Genomic DNA, 14,239 nt, shown 5'->3' with positions numbered 1-14,239 from the left:
TCTCGACCTTCGCCAGGCGTTCGGCGGGCGGCGTGGCGGACCATGCCGGGAAGGCACGCTTGGCGGCGGCGACGGCGGCATCGGTATCGGCCTGGTCGCCCAGGCTGATAACGGCCACGGCTTCCTCGGTCGAGGGGTCGATCACCTCGAGGTCGCGCGGGGTCGCGGGTGCCACCCATGCGCCGTCGATAAAGAATTTGCGCTTGTTCAGAACCTGGGACATCGGACTCTCCTGCTCCATGATTGGGGCACAGCCTGTCACCGCCGCCCCGCCGCCGCAAGCCCGCGATGCGGGGCGGATCGACCACTGGCATTCCCGAAAGGGCTGCTTATGTTGAAGCCAACGCAACCCATGGAAAGGACACCGCATGTCCCTGCGCATCAACGACATCGCCCCCGATTTCACCGCCGATTCGACCGAAGGGCAGATCAGCTTCCATGACTGGATCGGCGACAGCTATGCGATCGTCTTCAGCCATCCGCGCGATTTCACGCCGGTCTGCACCACCGAATTCAGCGCGGTCGCCCAGCTGGCCCCGGAATTCGAACAGCGCAACACCAAGGTGCTGGGCGTGTCCGTCGACAGCGTCGATGACCACCAGAAGTGGAAATCCGACATTTCCAAGGTCGCGGGCGCCCCGGCCAATTTCGCCATCATCGACGACAGCGACCTGACGGTGGCAAAGGCCTATGACATGCTGCCCGCGGAATACTATCTGCCGACCGAAGGCCGCACGCCCGCCCATTCGGCGACCGTGCGCACGGTCTTCATCATCGGCCCGGACAAGAAGGTCCGCCTGACGATGACCTATCCGATGTCGGTGGGCCGCAACTTTGCGGAAATCCTGCGGGCGCTGGACGCGGTGCGCAAGACCGATGGCGTGCCGATCGCGACGCCGGCCAACTGGGTGCCGGGTCAGGACGTGATCGTGGCCCTGTCGCTGGACGACAAGGCGGCAGAGGAAAAATTCGGCCCCCTGGACATCAAGCTGCCCTATCTGCGCTATGCCAAGGACCCGGCCTGATCACGGCCAGCCATAGTGACCCAGCAGGGCGGCGATGGCACGGTCATTGCCGCCCTGCCCCTGGGCCGGGCGGTTCACCGACCGCAGGCTGACCACTTGGCTGCTTTCCCATTCCAGGATCCGGGCGCGTTCCCCGATCTTGGCGGGCCGTGAACCGGCCATCCGGTGCATCCAGTAGAGCCAGATGTCATCGGCCCCCGGCGCCAGCCGCATGAACAGGTCGTCGCGCGTGACGTCCGGGTGAAACACCCCCGGCGCATAGATCACCCCCGACACGCCGGTCGGAAAGACCAGCGGCCCGGTTTCGGGCGATGGCAAGTTGTGATCCCACTCTTCGTATCCGGCGGGCCCGCCAGCCGTCATCGTCACGCGATGGGCGCGCAGGCAGGCGACCCCTGCCCCGCCTTGCGCGGCAGCCACCAGCCGCTCCAGCCAGTCGGCGGGATAATAGAGGTCGTCATCCGCCGTCGCGATGAAGGCGTCGGGATGGGCCAACAGCGTCGGCACAATCTTCTTGTAGGACCGCCAGGGCGCACAGGTCCGGATCTCCAACCGGTCCATCGCTGCAATTTCGGGCGGCAGATGGGCATGGTCTTCGTCGTCCAGCCACAGGATCACCCGGTCCGGCTGAACGGTTTGGCGCGTCAGGGCCTGCAAGGTCGGCGCCAATGTCGAAAAGCGCGCGCGATAGCTGGTCAGTGACACGATCAGCGGCGCGGGCAAGCCATGCGGACGACCCGCACGATCGGGGCGCCCGTCGATCTCGGCCAAGGCGCGGGCCTGGCGGCGGCGTTGCTTGAAGCGGCGGAACGCGTCGCGGATCATGGGTTTTCCCACGCGCGCCGCAGCCAACCGATATCGCCGATGCGGCGGTACCATTTGTGGCCGCGACCCGCAAAGACGTCCTCCATCTTGGGGGCGCCGGCGAACAAGACGATCTTGGCCCCTTCGGGCATGGCCGGATCGCGCAGATAGGACAGAAGATTGCGCGGCACGCAGTCGTTCTTGAAGCTGACGCACCACCCCTTGGGCCAATAATGCAGATGCCCATGCGCGGCCAGCTGGGCCGACTGGAACTGCTGGCTGATCTCGTATCCCGCGGTTGCCGCGGCGGGATCGGCCAGATAGGCGTCCAGCACATAGGCATGGTCCCCGATCCGGTACCGGAAGACGCTGGAATTGCCGACGCTGTGCAGGAACCGGTCGCGGTCCGGATTGATGCGGCGCAGAGGCTTGGCCCGGAACAGGTCGTCGTCGCGGATGATGAAGAAATCGCCCGGCAGGTCGAAGAACGGTGCCAGGTCGTCCACCACCACCAGGTCGATGTCCAGAAAAAGCGCCGTCCCCGACAGGGGCGCATCGGGGCCGCCCAGATCGCGCCGGAACAGCGCCAGCTTGCGCCAGCGCGTGTCGGCATGACCTTCGGGCAGGCCCAGCTCGGGCAGCGGCAGCGCCTCGACCTGCGGATCAAGGCCCGCGGCGTCATCGGTGAAGCAGATGAACCGATGCGGGCGCGCCAGATGCCGCCGGACCTGCGCCGCCAGCCGGTTCACGTCGTCACTGCTGTAAAGCGTGCCCCATTTCATCGTCAGGATCAGGACCGGTTCCATCACGCGTTCTCCTGCAAGGTGATCACCAGCGGACGCCGAAGATACTGGCCGTCAAAGCTGAGGTCGGGGTTGATCGGGTCGATATCCCGCACGGTCGTATCGGCATATCTGCCGGATTTCAGATCCGCTTTGAAGCCTGCCGACAGGTATCTGGCGCGTTCTTGCCATTCCAGGCGCTGGCGGGCCTCTTTCCGGGTCGAAACCCCGCGGCGGGACAACCATGCCCGCGATGTCTTTCGCAAGCGGCGCATGATCGATTCCCGGCGCCCCGACTGAACCAGGGCGGGATCATGGCCCGCGTCGCGAATCATCTGCTGGAACAGCGGAAAGAACTGTCCATGCGGGCTTTGGGGTGAATCGGGTTTCAGCCACGGCTTCTGAAAGCTGGAAAAATGCACGAAGACCGGTGGAAAGGTCCGTTCGTACCCGTAGTTGAAGATCGCCTTCTGAAAATTCACCGCCGGGCTGAATTCGGTCCAGCGCCCTTGGAACAGATAGTTCAGGAAATCCTGATCCGGCATCCTGACGGCATCCGCATAGCGCGCCATATAGCGGGTCAGCTGGGCCGGGAAATCGATCCGGTTCCAAGTTTCGCGATCGATCACCAGCACGCCCGAGTTGAAATACCGGTCGCTTTCCAGACCGATCGAGGCACACCAGGCGGGGCGGTCCAACTTGGCCGCATGCGGTGAAAACCCGATCGAGGCGGTGTCCTGAACCGCGCCAAGACCCGAGGGCAGATCGACCGTCAGAAGCGACGGATCGACATGCAGCGGGTAGATGTCGGCATCCAGATAGATCAGCCGATCGTAATCCTGCAAGAAGCGCGGCGCAAAGACACGGTCATAGACGATGGCCGGCCAGTTATGCGTTTCGGGAAGATCCGGCGGACGCAGCCCGTCCAGCGCATTCAGATGCACGAAGATCCGCGATCCGACCCCGGCGGGACGGTCCGTGACAGTCCTGTCCTCTAGGAAGACATGAACATCGATCTTCCACAGGTCGACCAACCTTGTGGCCAGGCCAAGGGCGATCGGAAGATAGCGCCCATCGACGATCAGATAAAAGGCGGCTCGGGCCACGACGATCTCCTCATATCAAAAGGGGCACCTGACGGTGCCCCTTTCATCCTTCAGCATCCGGGGATCAGGCGTTCGCTTCCTCGGCGCTCTCGTCGATCTCGGCGCCGGTTTCCTGGTCGACCATCTTCATGCCAAGGCGGACCTTGCCACGATCGTCGAAGCCCAGCAGCTTGACCTTGACCTCCTGACCCTCTTTCAGGATCTCGTTGGGGTGACCCAGACGACGGTTCGCGATCTGGCTGACGTGCACCAGTCCGTCGCGCTTGCCGAAGAAGTTCACGAAGGCACCGAAATCGACCAGCTTGACGACCTTGCCGGTATAGATCTTGCCTTCTTCCGGCTCGGCCACGATCGAATAGATCATGTCATAGGCCTTCTTGATCGACTCACCATTGGCCGAGGCGATCTTGATGATGCCTTCGTCATTGATGTCGACCTTGGCGCCCGAGACTTCCACGATCTCGCGGATGACCTTGCCGCCCGAACCGATCACTTCACGGATCTTGTCGGTCGGGATCTGCATCGTCTCGATGCGCGGGGCGTGGGCGCTGAATTCCTGGCGACCTTCGGTCAGGGCCTTCGACATCTCGGACAGGATGTGCATGCGGCCATCCTTGGCCTGTGCCAGCGCCTGTTCCATGATCTCGGGCGTGATGCCCGCGACCTTGATGTCCATCTGCAGCGACGTGATGCCGTTTTCGGTGCCCGCCACCTTGAAGTCCATGTCGCCCAGGTGGTCTTCGTCACCCAGGATGTCGGTCAGCACGGCAAAGCGGCCGTCATCTTCCAGGATCAGGCCCATGGCGACACCAGCCACCGGTGCCTTCAGCGGAACGCCCGCATCCATCATCGACAGCGAACCGCCGCAGACCGACGCCATTGACGACGAGCCGTTCGATTCGGTGATCTCGGACACGACGCGGATGGTATAGGGGAAGTCCGTAGCAGCCGGCAGCACCGCCTGCAGGGCGCGCCATGCCAGCTTGCCGTGGCCGATCTCGCGGCGGCCGGGCGAACCCACGCGGCCGACCTCACCCACCGAATAGGGGGGGAAGTTGTAGTGCAGCAGGAAGTTCGACCGATAATTGCCGTGCAGCGCGTCGATGATCTGTTCGTCATCGCCGGTGCCCAAGGTGGTCACGACCAGGCCCTGAGTCTCGCCGCGGGTGAACAGCGCCGAACCGTGGGTGCGCGGCAGGATGCCGACTTCGCTGACGATCGGGCGGACGGTCTTGGTGTCGCGGCCGTCGATGCGGGCGCCGCCGCTGATGATGTCACCGCGCAGAATGCCCGATTCCAGCTTCTTCAGCGCCGAACCCAGGTTGGCGTCGGCCAGTTCGTCCTCGGACAGCTGCTCCTTGACGCGGGCCTTGGCGGCGGCGATGGCGTCCTGACGGTCCGACTTGTCGCGGATCGCATAGGCGGCGCGCATGTCGGCCTCGCCCAGCGACTTCACGCGGTTGTACAGCGCGCTGTAGTCGGGCGACTGGAAGTCGAACGGCTCTTTCGCGGCGTCTTCGGCCAGGTCGATGATCAGGTCGATGACCGGCTGGATGGCGTCATGACCGAATTTCACGGCGCCCAGCATCTCGGCTTCCGACAGCTCATAGGCTTCGGATTCGACCATCATCACGGCGTCCTTGGTGCCGGCGACGACCAGATCCAGGCGCTGTTCGGGATTGTTGCGCAGCTGATCCATGTCCTGAACCTCGGGGTTCAGCACGTATTCGCCATTGGCGAAGCCGACGCGGGCCGCACCGATGGGGCCCATGAACGGCACGCCCGAGATCGTCAGCGCAGCGGATGCGGCGATCATCGCGACCATGTCGGGATCATTAACCAGATCGTGCGACAGCACGGTGCACATGACCAGCACTTCATGCTTGAAGCCGGGTGCGAACAGCGGGCGGATCGGACGGTCGATCAGGCGCGCGGTCAGCGTTTCCTTTTCGGTCGGACGCGCCTCGCGCTTGAAGAAACCGCCCGGCACCTTGCCGGCGGCATAGTATTTTTCCTGGTAGTGAACCGTCAGCGGGAAGAAATCCTGCCCGGGCTTGGGTTCCTTTGCGAAGGTGACGTTGGCCATGACGCTGGTCTCGCCCAGGGTGGCGATGACGCTGCCGTCGGCCTGACGGGCAACCTTGCCCGTTTCCAGCGTCAGGGTTTCCTGGCCCCACTGGATCGATTTCTTCACTACATCAAACATCTGATTTCCTCTGGGAGTGTTCCGGCCCTCCGGTCACCCCGTGTCATATGGCGGCCCCATTGCCGCCGCCCCTATCCTTTGCATGTGCCCCGGGGCTGGACCTCACGTCGCAGATGGACGGCAGATACAGGAAAACGCGCTGTTTGGGAAGTGGGTGGCAGGGATGGGCCAATGAAGAACGCCCGCAGCTTTCGCTGCGGGCGTTCCCCGTCCGAATGATCGGAAATGATTAGCGGCGGATGCCCAGCTTGCCGATCAGGTCGGTATAGCGTGCTTCTTCCTTGCCCTTCAGATAGTCCAGCAGCTTGCGGCGCTGTGCGACCATCATCAACAGACCACGACGCGAGTGGTTGTCTTTCTTGTGCGACTTGAAATGCTCGGTCAGGGTGGTGATGCGCGAGGTCAGGATCGCGACCTGCACTTCGGGCGAACCGGTGTCGCCTTCCTTGGTACCGAATTCCTTGATCAGGCGGGCTTTTTCTTCGACGGTGATCGACATCGGGATCTCCTTCCGGATTAGGGGTGATGGCGCAGGCCGGGATGTCGTCCAGCACAGGCCCATAAAGTCGTCAGCCGGACACGGGGTGCCCGGCGGATGCGCGCGTATAGGACAGGCCCGGCAAAAAGGAAAGCCCCGGCAAGCACGGGGGCGGAAAATCAGCCCAGGGGCGTGACGATCCGCACATCGGCCACGTCCAGCCCGCCATCCTGCAACAGCCGCCCGACGGGATGACCATTGACCGACAGCAGATAGGTGCCGTCCTGATCCCGCTCCAGCGTCACTTCGGCATCCTGTGCGTCAGCGGCATCCAGGTGCAGCTCGATCTGGTCGCGGTCGGCGTCGAAATCGGCGATGGTGGGGAAACCTTCGGGGGTGTCGCGCAGCACGAAGCTGTCGCCGCCGTCATTGCCCGAAACGAAATCATGCGCGCCCGGCATCAGCGTGTCGTCCCCTTCGCCGCCATTCATCCAGACGGTTTCGGGACCGTCATGGCCGATCAGCACGTCATTCCCCGCCCCGCCATCCAGATCATCGCCGCCCCCGGTCGAGACAAGCAGATCATCGCCCTCGTGTCCGGCCAGGATGTCGGTGCCCGCACCACCGAACAGCGTGTCCCGCCCTTCGCCGCCGAACAGCGTGTCGTCGCCCGAATCACCATAGATGAGGTCGTCGCCCCCCTGCCCCGCCAGCATATCCTCGCCCGCACCGCCCTCGATCGTGTCTGACCCGCCCAGCCCATAGGCGGCGTCGCCCTGCACCCAGTCATGGCCGTCGCCCGCCTGGATCAGGTCATCGCCCAGTCCGCCGCGCAGATCGTCATCACCGTCATAACCGCTGATCACGTCGCCCAGCGGCGTTCCCATCAGCAGGTCGGCCTGATCGCTGCCCAAAACCTGCGCGGGTTCCTCGACGGGGGCCGGATCGACAGGTTCCGGTTCAGGCTCTGGTTCAGGCTCGGGCTCGGGTTCCGGTTCCGGTTCGGGCAGGATAGGGGGCAGTTCGCCGTCATCCTGGGGGGTGGCATCGGGGTCCTCGTCCTCTTCGGCGGTCGAAGAGGTCAGCGCGCTCAGATCCACCATCAGCCCCGCCATCATCAGACTGAGAAGACCACCTATGAACAGCATCGACACGGACCCCACACACGACCGGCAACATGCCGATGCCTTGCATGATACGCAACTGAAGCCGCTGCCAGAACCGAATAATTAATAAAAACTTAATGCCATGCCATCGGTCCCTGCCGATAGGCGACGTAGAGGGGATGGCGCGGCATGCCGTCCCGCGTCAGACCCAGGTGACAAAGGGGCACCCCCGTCGCCCGCAGCAGTGATTCGACCTGGCCCCCACGCCCCAGATGCGCGCCATGCACGCCCCAGCCGCACAGGACGGCCCGCGACCATGCGGCGGTCTCTTGCAGGACATCGTCATTGCCGGGTCCCACCGGCGCATCGGCACGGCGCAGATCACGGGGATCGGTCGCGCAGAAGGCGAAAAGGTTCACCACCCGAAAGGCGCCATAGCCCAGGGCGCGGGCCCGACGCTCGCAGCGTTCGACGGTGGGATCGTTGCGAAAGGCGTCGGCGGTCGAGGGGTTCAGCATCACGATGCCCAGGCCCGGCCCGTCATCCCATCGCCGCGTCAGCGCATAGCGATAGGTCCGGCAGGGCGACCAGATCGCCTCGGACCGGGTGGCTCCGGCCTGATGGGTTTCGCGAATCATCCGCGATCCTTTCCGGACATGAAAAAACCCGCCTTGAAGGGCGGGTCTGTTCGGATCGTTTTCCGCGATCTGCCGGTCATCCCGGCAAGACCCGCGCCGATCAGCCCTGACGGGCCTTGAAGCGGCGGTTGGTCTTGTTGATCACGTAGACGCGGCCTTTGCGGCGCACGATTTGGCAGTCACGGTGCCGGCTCTTGAGCGAGCGGAGCGAGTTGCGAACCTTCATCGGTCTTCTCCATCATCGCGGCGCATCGCAGCCGCCAGGAAAACGAATGCCCCCGACGCTTGCCAGGGGCGGCGAAAAATCTATGGTGGGCGGTACTGGGATCGAACCAGTGGCCACTACGATGTCAACGTAGTGCTCTACCGCTGAGCTAACCGCCCACGCTGCCTTGAAGAACCGGTCCCGCTTCCGTCTGGATGCCGTCTCAGCGCCTCTTGGTCCGCAGGTCTATAACGGGGGTGCCGGAGGTATTCAAGACCTATCGGCAGCAAGTTTTTCAGGTTTATATAGTTTATTGCGACTGATGCCGAGGTCTGCCCCGTGTCACAGCCTGAACCGCCCTTTGTCCTGACCCGCCCCGATTCGTGGCTGAGCGGGGTGATCTTCGCCTCTCCGCATTCGGGATGCGACTATCCGGACTGGTTCCTGAAAGATACCAGGCTGCCCGTCAGTACCTTGCGGTCATCGGAAGATGCCTTTGTGGACAGGCTGATAGCACCCGCATCGCGTTACGGCGCGGTGACGCTCGCCTCGCGCGTGCCGCGCTGCATCGTGGACCTCAATCGCGGCGCGGATGAAATCGACCCGGTGATCGTGCGCGGCGTGCCGCGTCATCCGCTGAACCAGCGCACCCTTGCGGGTCTGGGCGTGATTCCCCGTGTCGTGTCGCACGGTCGGGTGATTCACGACGCGCCCATGGACCGCGCCGAGGCCGAACGCCGGATCGATCGTTGCTGGCGCCCCTATCACCAGGCGCTTGGCGCGCTGATCTCGGAGGCGCGGACGCGATTCGGGCAGGCGATCCTGATCGACATGCATTCCATGCCCCATGATTCCCTGACCCATCTGCAGGGCCTGCGTCCCGACATGGTGCTGGGCAACCGCCACGGGCTGTCCGCCTCGGCCCGCGTGTCGGATGCGGTCTGCCGGGCGGTCGAGGATGGCGGCTGGCGCATCCGCCGCAATTCGCCCTTTTCCGGCGCCTATATCTGTTCGGCTTATGGGCGGCCTGCGCAGAACATCCATGTCGTCCAGTTGGAGATCGACCGATCGCTCTATATGGATGAACGCTCGATCACGCCGCGTCCCGATTTCGATGTCTTTGCCGCCCGGATCGAACAGGTCATCGCGCGGCTGGCCAGCCTGACCACCGATCTCAGCGGTGGGCGCATCGCGGCGGAATGACCGGGACCGGCAGCCCCCCGTTCCACGGCGCCAAGCTGCTGCTGACCCATGGGGCCTTGATGCTGGTCTATCTGCGCGACGACGACCCTGCCATCCCCTTCCCCGCCCATTGGGACCTGCCGGGCGGCGGGCGCGAAGGAGACGAAAGCCCCGTCGCCTGCGCCCTGCGGGAACTGCACGAGGAATTCGCCCTGCACCTGCCCGCCGATGGGCTGACCGGCCACGCATTCGCATCCCATCAGAACCCGCGCATCCAATCCTGGCTGTTCACCGGCACCCTGACCGCCGCACAGATCGCCGCGATCCGATTCGGCGACGAGGGACAGGAATGGCGGATGATGCCCATAGCCGATTACCTGGCCCATCCCCGGCGCATCCCGCATTTCTGCGACTGGATCCTAGGGTCGGGCCATGCCCCGCACCAGCGGCCCTAGGGCATCGCCCTTGACCGCCCAGCTGGTCGCAAAGGCAAAGGTCGCCACGGTTTCCAGCACGAAGACCGGCCGCAGAAATGCCAGCTGCTGGTCCAGCCCGGTCAGGAACATCACCCCGATCAGGCCGATGCTGCCCAGGATCACCCAGCCGCACAGACGATAGATCCGGTTCGAGGCCCGCTTTTCGGCGCTGTCTTCCTGGCCCCTGACGAACAGGACCAGGCAGAAGACCGCCAGCGCCAGAAAAAACACCGCCGCAGCGACAAGATGCAGCCAACCCGCGACGACCGGACCCAGCACGCATTGCAGCAGGGTGCAGGGGATATCGGGGCCGCTGGTCGGGGATAATGCGATTAGGGCGGCGGCGACGGCCGCGACCCGCGCCGTCAGCCAGTCCGAGACGATTTCACCCGCGCGGGGGCGGAAACCCTCATAGCTCCACAAAAAGACCGCCTGCGCGATCAGGGTGCCGACAAAGACGTCGCGCATGGGGGAATAGTAATAGGCCGAGATGCTGGTCCCCAGACCCCGCCCCGACAGGATGGCAAAGACCATCAGGGCGACAGGCAGGAAATAGCCAAGGCCGCCGATGGCGCGGCGCACGGCCAGAAAGGACAGGACCAGATCGTTCTGCGCCTTCTGCGTGCCACCATCCTTCATGCCTGTCCCCCTTGCCATGGCGCGATGGTGGCAAAGGGGACGGGCGGGGTCAATGCGCCCGGATTTCCGACAGGATGGCCTGGGCGGCGGCACGCGGATCGGCGGCCTGCCAGACGGGGCGGCCCACCACGATGTGATCGGCACCCGCCGCGATGGCGCTGGCCGGGGTCTCGACCCGTTTCTGATCGCCCAGCGAGGCACCGCTTGGCCGCACGCCAGGCGTGATGATCAGCCGCGCATCCGGCAGGGCGCGGATGGCCTGCGCCTCGCGCGGGGAACAGATGATGCCGTCGGCCCCGGCCTCGAAGGCGCGGGCGGCGCGTTCGACGGTGATGTCGTGCAGATCGCCCGCCTGCATCATCCCCGCGTCCAGATCGGCCCGCTCAAGCGAGGTCAGGATGGTGACGCCCAGGATCTGCATTTTGCTGCCCGCGGCCCCTTCCTTGGCGGCGCGCACCACATGCGGGTCCCCGTGCACGGTCAGAAAGTCGATGTCATATTGCGCCAGACCGCGCACGGCGGCCTCGACCGTGGCGCCGATGTCGAACAGCTTCATGTCCAGAAAGATGCGCTTGCCGTGTTCCTGCTTCAGCTCGTTGGCCAGGGCCAGGCCGCCGCCGGTCAGCATCCCCAAACCGATCTTGTAGAAGCCCACCGCATTGCCCAGCTTTTCCGCCAGCGCCAGCCCCGCCAACGCGTCCGGCACGTCCAGTGCCACGATCAACCTGTCATCCATCGCCATCCCCTTATGTCCGCAAAATCGCGGCGTTATGACATGATCCCGGCGTTCTTGAAAGCGCCCTGAAATACCCCATTTCTTATCTCGAAGACCCGAACGGGGACGTGCCGAATGCGGGCGTCCGGCACTCGGGGGCTAACCAAGGATGGAGAATGCCCGATGAACATGGAAAAGTTCACGGAACGGTCGCGCGGCTTCCTGCAATCCGCCCAGACCATCGCGATGCGCGAAGGGCAGCAGCGCGTCATGCCCGAACATCTGCTGAAGGCCCTGATGGATGACGACCAGGGGCTTGCCTCGAACCTGATTACCCGGTCCGGGGGCGATGCCCAGGGCGTGCGCGTGGCCGTCGACCAGGCGGTGGCCAAGCAACCCAAAGTGTCGGGTGGCAGCGGCCAGGTCTATGTCGATCCGTCCATGGTCCGCGTCCTGGACGAGGCCGAAAAGCTGGCCAAGAAATCCGGCGACAGCTTCGTGCCCGCCGAACGCGTGCTGATGGCGCTGGCCATGGTCAACACCTCGGCCCGCGATGCGCTGGGCGCAGGCGGCGTCAACGCGCAGGCCCTGAACGCGGCCATCAACGACATCCGCAAGGGCCGCACCGCCGACACGGCATCCGCCGAGGACAGCTATGAGGCGCTGGAGAAATACGCCCGCGACCTGACCCAGGCCGCCCGCGACGGCAAGATCGACCCGATCATCGGCCGCGACGAGGAAATCCGCCGCGCCATGCAGGTCCTGTCGCGTCGCACCAAGAACAACCCCGTGCTGATCGGCGAACCCGGTGTCGGCAAGACCGCCATCGCCGAAGGGCTGGCACTGCGCATCGTCGACGGCGACGTGCCCGAATCCCTGCGCGACAAGCGCCTGATGTCGCTGGACATGGGCGCGCTGATTGCCGGCGCGAAATATCGCGGCGATTTCGAGGAACGGCTGAAGTCGATCCTGAAGGAGATCGAATCCGCGGACGGGGAAATCGTCCTCTTCATCGACGAACTGCACACGCTTGTGGGTGCGGGCAAGTCCGATGGGGCCATGGATGCCGCCAACCTGATCAAGCCTGCGCTTGCCCGGGGGGAACTGCATTGCGTGGGTGCCACGACGCTGGATGAATACCGCAAGTATATCGAAAAGGACGCGGCCTTGGCCCGTCGCTTCCAGCCGGTGATGATCGCCGAACCCACGGTCGAGGACACGATCAGCATCCTGCGCGGCATCAAGGAAAAATACGAGCTGCACCACGGGGTCCGCATCAGCGATGCCGCGCTGGTCGCCGCTGCCCAGCTGTCGCACCGCTATATCACCGACCGCTTCCTGCCGGACAAGGCGATCGACCTGGTGGACGAAGCCTCGTCGCGCCTGCGGATGGAGGTCGACAGCAAGCCCGAAGAGCTGGATCAGCTGGATCGCCAGATCCTGCAGATGCAGATCGAGGCCGAAGCCCTGAAGAAGGAGGACGACGCCGCGTCCCGCGACCGTCTGGAACGGCTGGAAAAGGACCTGTCCGACATCCAGGAACGCAGCGCCGAGATGACCGCCCGCTGGCAGGCCGAACGCGACCGGCTGGAAGGATCGCGCAACCTGGGCGAACAGCTGGACCGTGCGCGGGCCGAGCTGGACCAGGCCAAGCGCGAGGGCAACCTGGCCCGCGCCGGAGAGCTGTCCTATGGCATCATTCCCGGCCTGGAAAAGCAGCTGGCCGATGTCGAGGCGACCGACGGCCTGATGGTCGAGGAAGCCGTCCGTCCCGAACAGATCGCCGAGGTGGTCGAACGCTGGACCGGCATTCCCACCGCCAAGATGCTGGAGGGGGAACGCGACAAGCTGTTGAAGATGGAACAGCAGATCGGCAAGCGCGTGATCGGCCAGCAGGAGGCCGTGACGGCGGTCAGCAATGCCGTCCGCCGCGCCCGCGCCGGTCTGAACGACGAAAACCGGCCGCTTGGCTCCTTCCTGTTCCTAGGGCCCACCGGCGTCGGCAAGACGGAACTGACCAAGGCGCTGGCCGAATACATGTTCGACGATGACAGCGCGATGGTCCGTATAGACATGTCCGAGTTCATGGAAAAACATTCCGTGGCCCGGCTGATCGGCGCGCCTCCGGGCTATGTCGGCTATGACGAAGGCGGCGTGCTGACCGAGGCCGTGCGGCGGCGTCCCTATCAGGTGATCCTGTTCGACGAGGTCGAAAAGGCGCATCCCGACGTCTTCAACGTGCTGCTGCAGGTGCTGGACGACGGCGTGCTGACCGACGGCCAGGGCCGGACGGTGGATTTCAAGCAGACGCTGATCATCCTGACCTCGAACCTCGGCAGCCAGGCGCTGTCGCATCTGCCCGAGGATCAGGACGCCACCGAGGCCCGCCACCACGTCATGGACGCGGTCCGGTCCCATTTCCGCCCCGAGTTCCTGAACCGCCTGGATGAGATCATCATCTTCCGCCGCCTGTCGCGGTCGAACATGGACGGGATCGTCACGGTTCAGCTGGCCCGGCTGGAACGGCGCCTTGCCGCGCGCAAGATCACGCTGGACCTGGACGATGCGGCCCGGACCTGGCTGGCCGATCAGGGCTATGACCCGGTCTTCGGGGCCCGCCCGCTGAAGCGCGTGATCCAGCGCGCGCTGCAGGACCCCTTGGCGGAACTGCTGCTGTCGGGTGAGGTTCTGGACGGCGCGACGGTCAAGGTCAGCGCCGGTCCCGACGGGCTGCTGGTCGCCGACCGCGTCGGCAAGGCGGGCGCGCGCATCGGTGCCGTGGGCGAAGGTCCGCGCCCTGACGCGCCCATCCACTGACGGGCGGCCTCCCCGCCAGCATCGAAAGGCCCCGGATCGCATCCGGGGCCTTTTGCCATC

15 protein-coding genes and 1 tRNA gene are annotated in these 14,239 nt (G+C 64.8%); 4 read left to right on the top strand and 12 right to left on the bottom strand.

What is annotated here, in order from left to right; all coding sequences use genetic code 11:
* The coding region (locus tag IE00_RS19670) for an aldehyde dehydrogenase family protein (RefSeq protein ID WP_139291323.1) at window positions 1-223 on the bottom strand (223 nt) is incomplete at its 3' end.
* A 145-nt stretch (window positions 224-368) separates the two neighbouring features.
* On the opposite strand from IE00_RS19670, the gene IE00_RS03545 reads away from it, so the two are divergent.
* A complete protein-coding gene (locus IE00_RS03545; protein WP_072295712.1) occupies window positions 369-1,025 on the top strand; it encodes a peroxiredoxin in 657 nt (218 codons plus the stop codon).
* Here the strand turns inward: IE00_RS03545 and IE00_RS03540 are convergent, their stop codons facing one another.
* The 9 genes from IE00_RS03540 to IE00_RS03500 all read right to left on the bottom strand — a co-directional run bounded on the left by IE00_RS03540 (window position 1,026) and on the right by IE00_RS03500 (window position 8,529).
* Window positions 1,026-1,850, bottom strand: coding sequence for a glycosyltransferase (locus tag IE00_RS03540; protein ID WP_072295965.1), 825 nt, complete (start codon window positions 1,848-1,850; stop codon window positions 1,026-1,028).
* Window positions 1,847-2,635, bottom strand: coding sequence for a hypothetical protein (locus IE00_RS03535; protein ID WP_240493783.1), 789 nt, complete (start codon window positions 2,633-2,635; stop codon window positions 1,847-1,849). The genes IE00_RS03540 and IE00_RS03535 overlap by 4 nt, the downstream gene beginning before the upstream one ends.
* Complete coding sequence (locus tag IE00_RS03530; RefSeq protein ID WP_072295710.1) at window positions 2,635-3,717, bottom strand: glycosyltransferase; 1,083 nt, start codon at window positions 3,715-3,717, stop codon at window positions 2,635-2,637. Before IE00_RS03530 ends, IE00_RS03535 begins: the two co-directional genes overlap by 1 nt.
* Before the next feature lie 64 nt (window positions 3,718-3,781).
* Complete coding sequence (pnp, locus tag IE00_RS03525; RefSeq protein ID WP_072295709.1) at window positions 3,782-5,923, bottom strand: polyribonucleotide nucleotidyltransferase; 2,142 nt, start codon at window positions 5,921-5,923, stop codon at window positions 3,782-3,784.
* Between the two features lie 229 nt (window positions 5,924-6,152).
* Entirely contained in the window at window positions 6,153-6,422 is a 270-nt protein-coding gene (rpsO, locus tag IE00_RS03520; protein ID WP_072295708.1) for a 30S ribosomal protein S15, read from the bottom strand.
* Window positions 6,423-6,580: 158 nt separating this feature from the next.
* Window positions 6,581-7,549, bottom strand: coding sequence for a calcium-binding protein (locus IE00_RS03515; protein ID WP_139291308.1), 969 nt, complete (start codon window positions 7,547-7,549; stop codon window positions 6,581-6,583).
* Window positions 7,550-7,641: 92 nt separating this feature from the next.
* Entirely contained in the window at window positions 7,642-8,145 is a 504-nt protein-coding gene (locus IE00_RS03510; protein ID WP_072295707.1) for a DUF1643 domain-containing protein, read from the bottom strand.
* Between the two features lie 100 nt (window positions 8,146-8,245).
* The gene (gene ykgO / locus IE00_RS03505) at window positions 8,246-8,371 is read right to left on the bottom strand and encodes a type B 50S ribosomal protein L36 (protein WP_072295706.1); all 126 of its coding nucleotides are present in this window, start codon (window positions 8,369-8,371) and stop codon (window positions 8,246-8,248) included.
* Window positions 8,372-8,454: 83 nt separating this feature from the next.
* Window positions 8,455-8,529, bottom strand: a tRNA-Val gene (locus tag IE00_RS03500).
* A 160-nt stretch (window positions 8,530-8,689) separates the two neighbouring features.
* Between IE00_RS03500 and IE00_RS03495 the strand changes: the two genes are divergently transcribed.
* On the top strand, window positions 8,690-9,553 hold the full coding sequence (locus tag IE00_RS03495) for an N-formylglutamate amidohydrolase (RefSeq protein ID WP_083554025.1): 864 nt from the start codon (window positions 8,690-8,692) through the stop codon (window positions 9,551-9,553).
* Window positions 9,550-9,987: an NUDIX hydrolase gene (locus tag IE00_RS03490; protein WP_072295705.1), complete on the top strand. Its 438-nt coding sequence runs from the start codon at window positions 9,550-9,552 to the stop codon at window positions 9,985-9,987. Before IE00_RS03495 ends, IE00_RS03490 begins: the two co-directional genes overlap by 4 nt.
* Here IE00_RS03490 and IE00_RS03485 read toward each other — a convergent pair.
* Both IE00_RS03485 and pyrF read right to left on the bottom strand, forming a co-directional pair.
* Window positions 9,952-10,647, bottom strand: coding sequence for a hypothetical protein (locus IE00_RS03485; RefSeq protein ID WP_072295704.1), 696 nt, complete (start codon window positions 10,645-10,647; stop codon window positions 9,952-9,954). The genes IE00_RS03490 and IE00_RS03485 overlap by 36 nt on opposite strands.
* Before the next feature lie 49 nt (window positions 10,648-10,696).
* On the bottom strand, window positions 10,697-11,383 hold the full coding sequence (gene pyrF, locus IE00_RS03480) for an orotidine-5'-phosphate decarboxylase (RefSeq protein ID WP_072295703.1): 687 nt from the start codon (window positions 11,381-11,383) through the stop codon (window positions 10,697-10,699).
* 162 nt (window positions 11,384-11,545) lie between these two features.
* On the opposite strand from pyrF, the gene clpB reads away from it, so the two are divergent.
* Window positions 11,546-14,179: an ATP-dependent chaperone ClpB gene (clpB, locus tag IE00_RS03475; RefSeq protein WP_072295702.1), complete on the top strand. Its 2,634-nt coding sequence runs from the start codon at window positions 11,546-11,548 to the stop codon at window positions 14,177-14,179.
* Window positions 14,180-14,239: the final 60 nt, after the last annotated feature.

It is taken from the genome of Paracoccus sp. SM22M-07, from assembly GCF_001887735.1.
Classification (GTDB): Bacteria; Pseudomonadota; Alphaproteobacteria; order Rhodobacterales; family Rhodobacteraceae; genus Paracoccus.
The sequence above is the reverse complement of the archived record's forward strand: the minus strand, read 5'-3'. Positions and strand labels throughout refer to the sequence as shown.

Excerpts from the sequence above, each read along its gene's own strand:
- IE00_RS03485 (WP_072295704.1), bottom strand. The coding sequence starts at position 10,647 with ATGAAGGATGGTGGCACGCAGAAGGCGCAGAACGATCTGGTCCTGTCC.
- pnp (WP_072295709.1), bottom strand. The coding sequence starts at position 5,923 with ATGTTTGATGTAGTGAAGAAATCGATCCAGTGGGGCCAGGAAACCCTG.
- clpB (WP_072295702.1), top strand. The coding sequence starts at position 11,546 with ATGAACATGGAAAAGTTCACGGAACGGTCGCGCGGCTTCCTGCAATCC.
- IE00_RS03510 (WP_072295707.1), bottom strand. The coding sequence starts at position 8,145 with ATGATTCGCGAAACCCATCAGGCCGGAGCCACCCGGTCCGAGGCGATC.
- IE00_RS03490 (WP_072295705.1), top strand. The coding sequence starts at position 9,550 with ATGACCGGGACCGGCAGCCCCCCGTTCCACGGCGCCAAGCTGCTGCTG.
- IE00_RS03535 (WP_240493783.1), bottom strand. The coding sequence starts at position 2,635 with ATGGAACCGGTCCTGATCCTGACGATGAAATGGGGCACGCTTTACAGC.
- pyrF (WP_072295703.1), bottom strand. The coding sequence starts at position 11,383 with ATGGATGACAGGTTGATCGTGGCACTGGACGTGCCGGACGCGTTGGCG.
- rpsO (WP_072295708.1), bottom strand. The coding sequence starts at position 6,422 with ATGTCGATCACCGTCGAAGAAAAAGCCCGCCTGATCAAGGAATTCGGT.
- IE00_RS03545 (WP_072295712.1), top strand. The coding sequence starts at position 369 with ATGTCCCTGCGCATCAACGACATCGCCCCCGATTTCACCGCCGATTCG.
- ykgO (WP_072295706.1), bottom strand. The coding sequence starts at position 8,371 with ATGAAGGTTCGCAACTCGCTCCGCTCGCTCAAGAGCCGGCACCGTGAC.
- IE00_RS03540 (WP_072295965.1), bottom strand. The coding sequence starts at position 1,850 with ATGATCCGCGACGCGTTCCGCCGCTTCAAGCAACGCCGCCGCCAGGCC.
- IE00_RS03515 (WP_139291308.1), bottom strand. The coding sequence starts at position 7,549 with ATGCTGTTCATAGGTGGTCTTCTCAGTCTGATGATGGCGGGGCTGATG.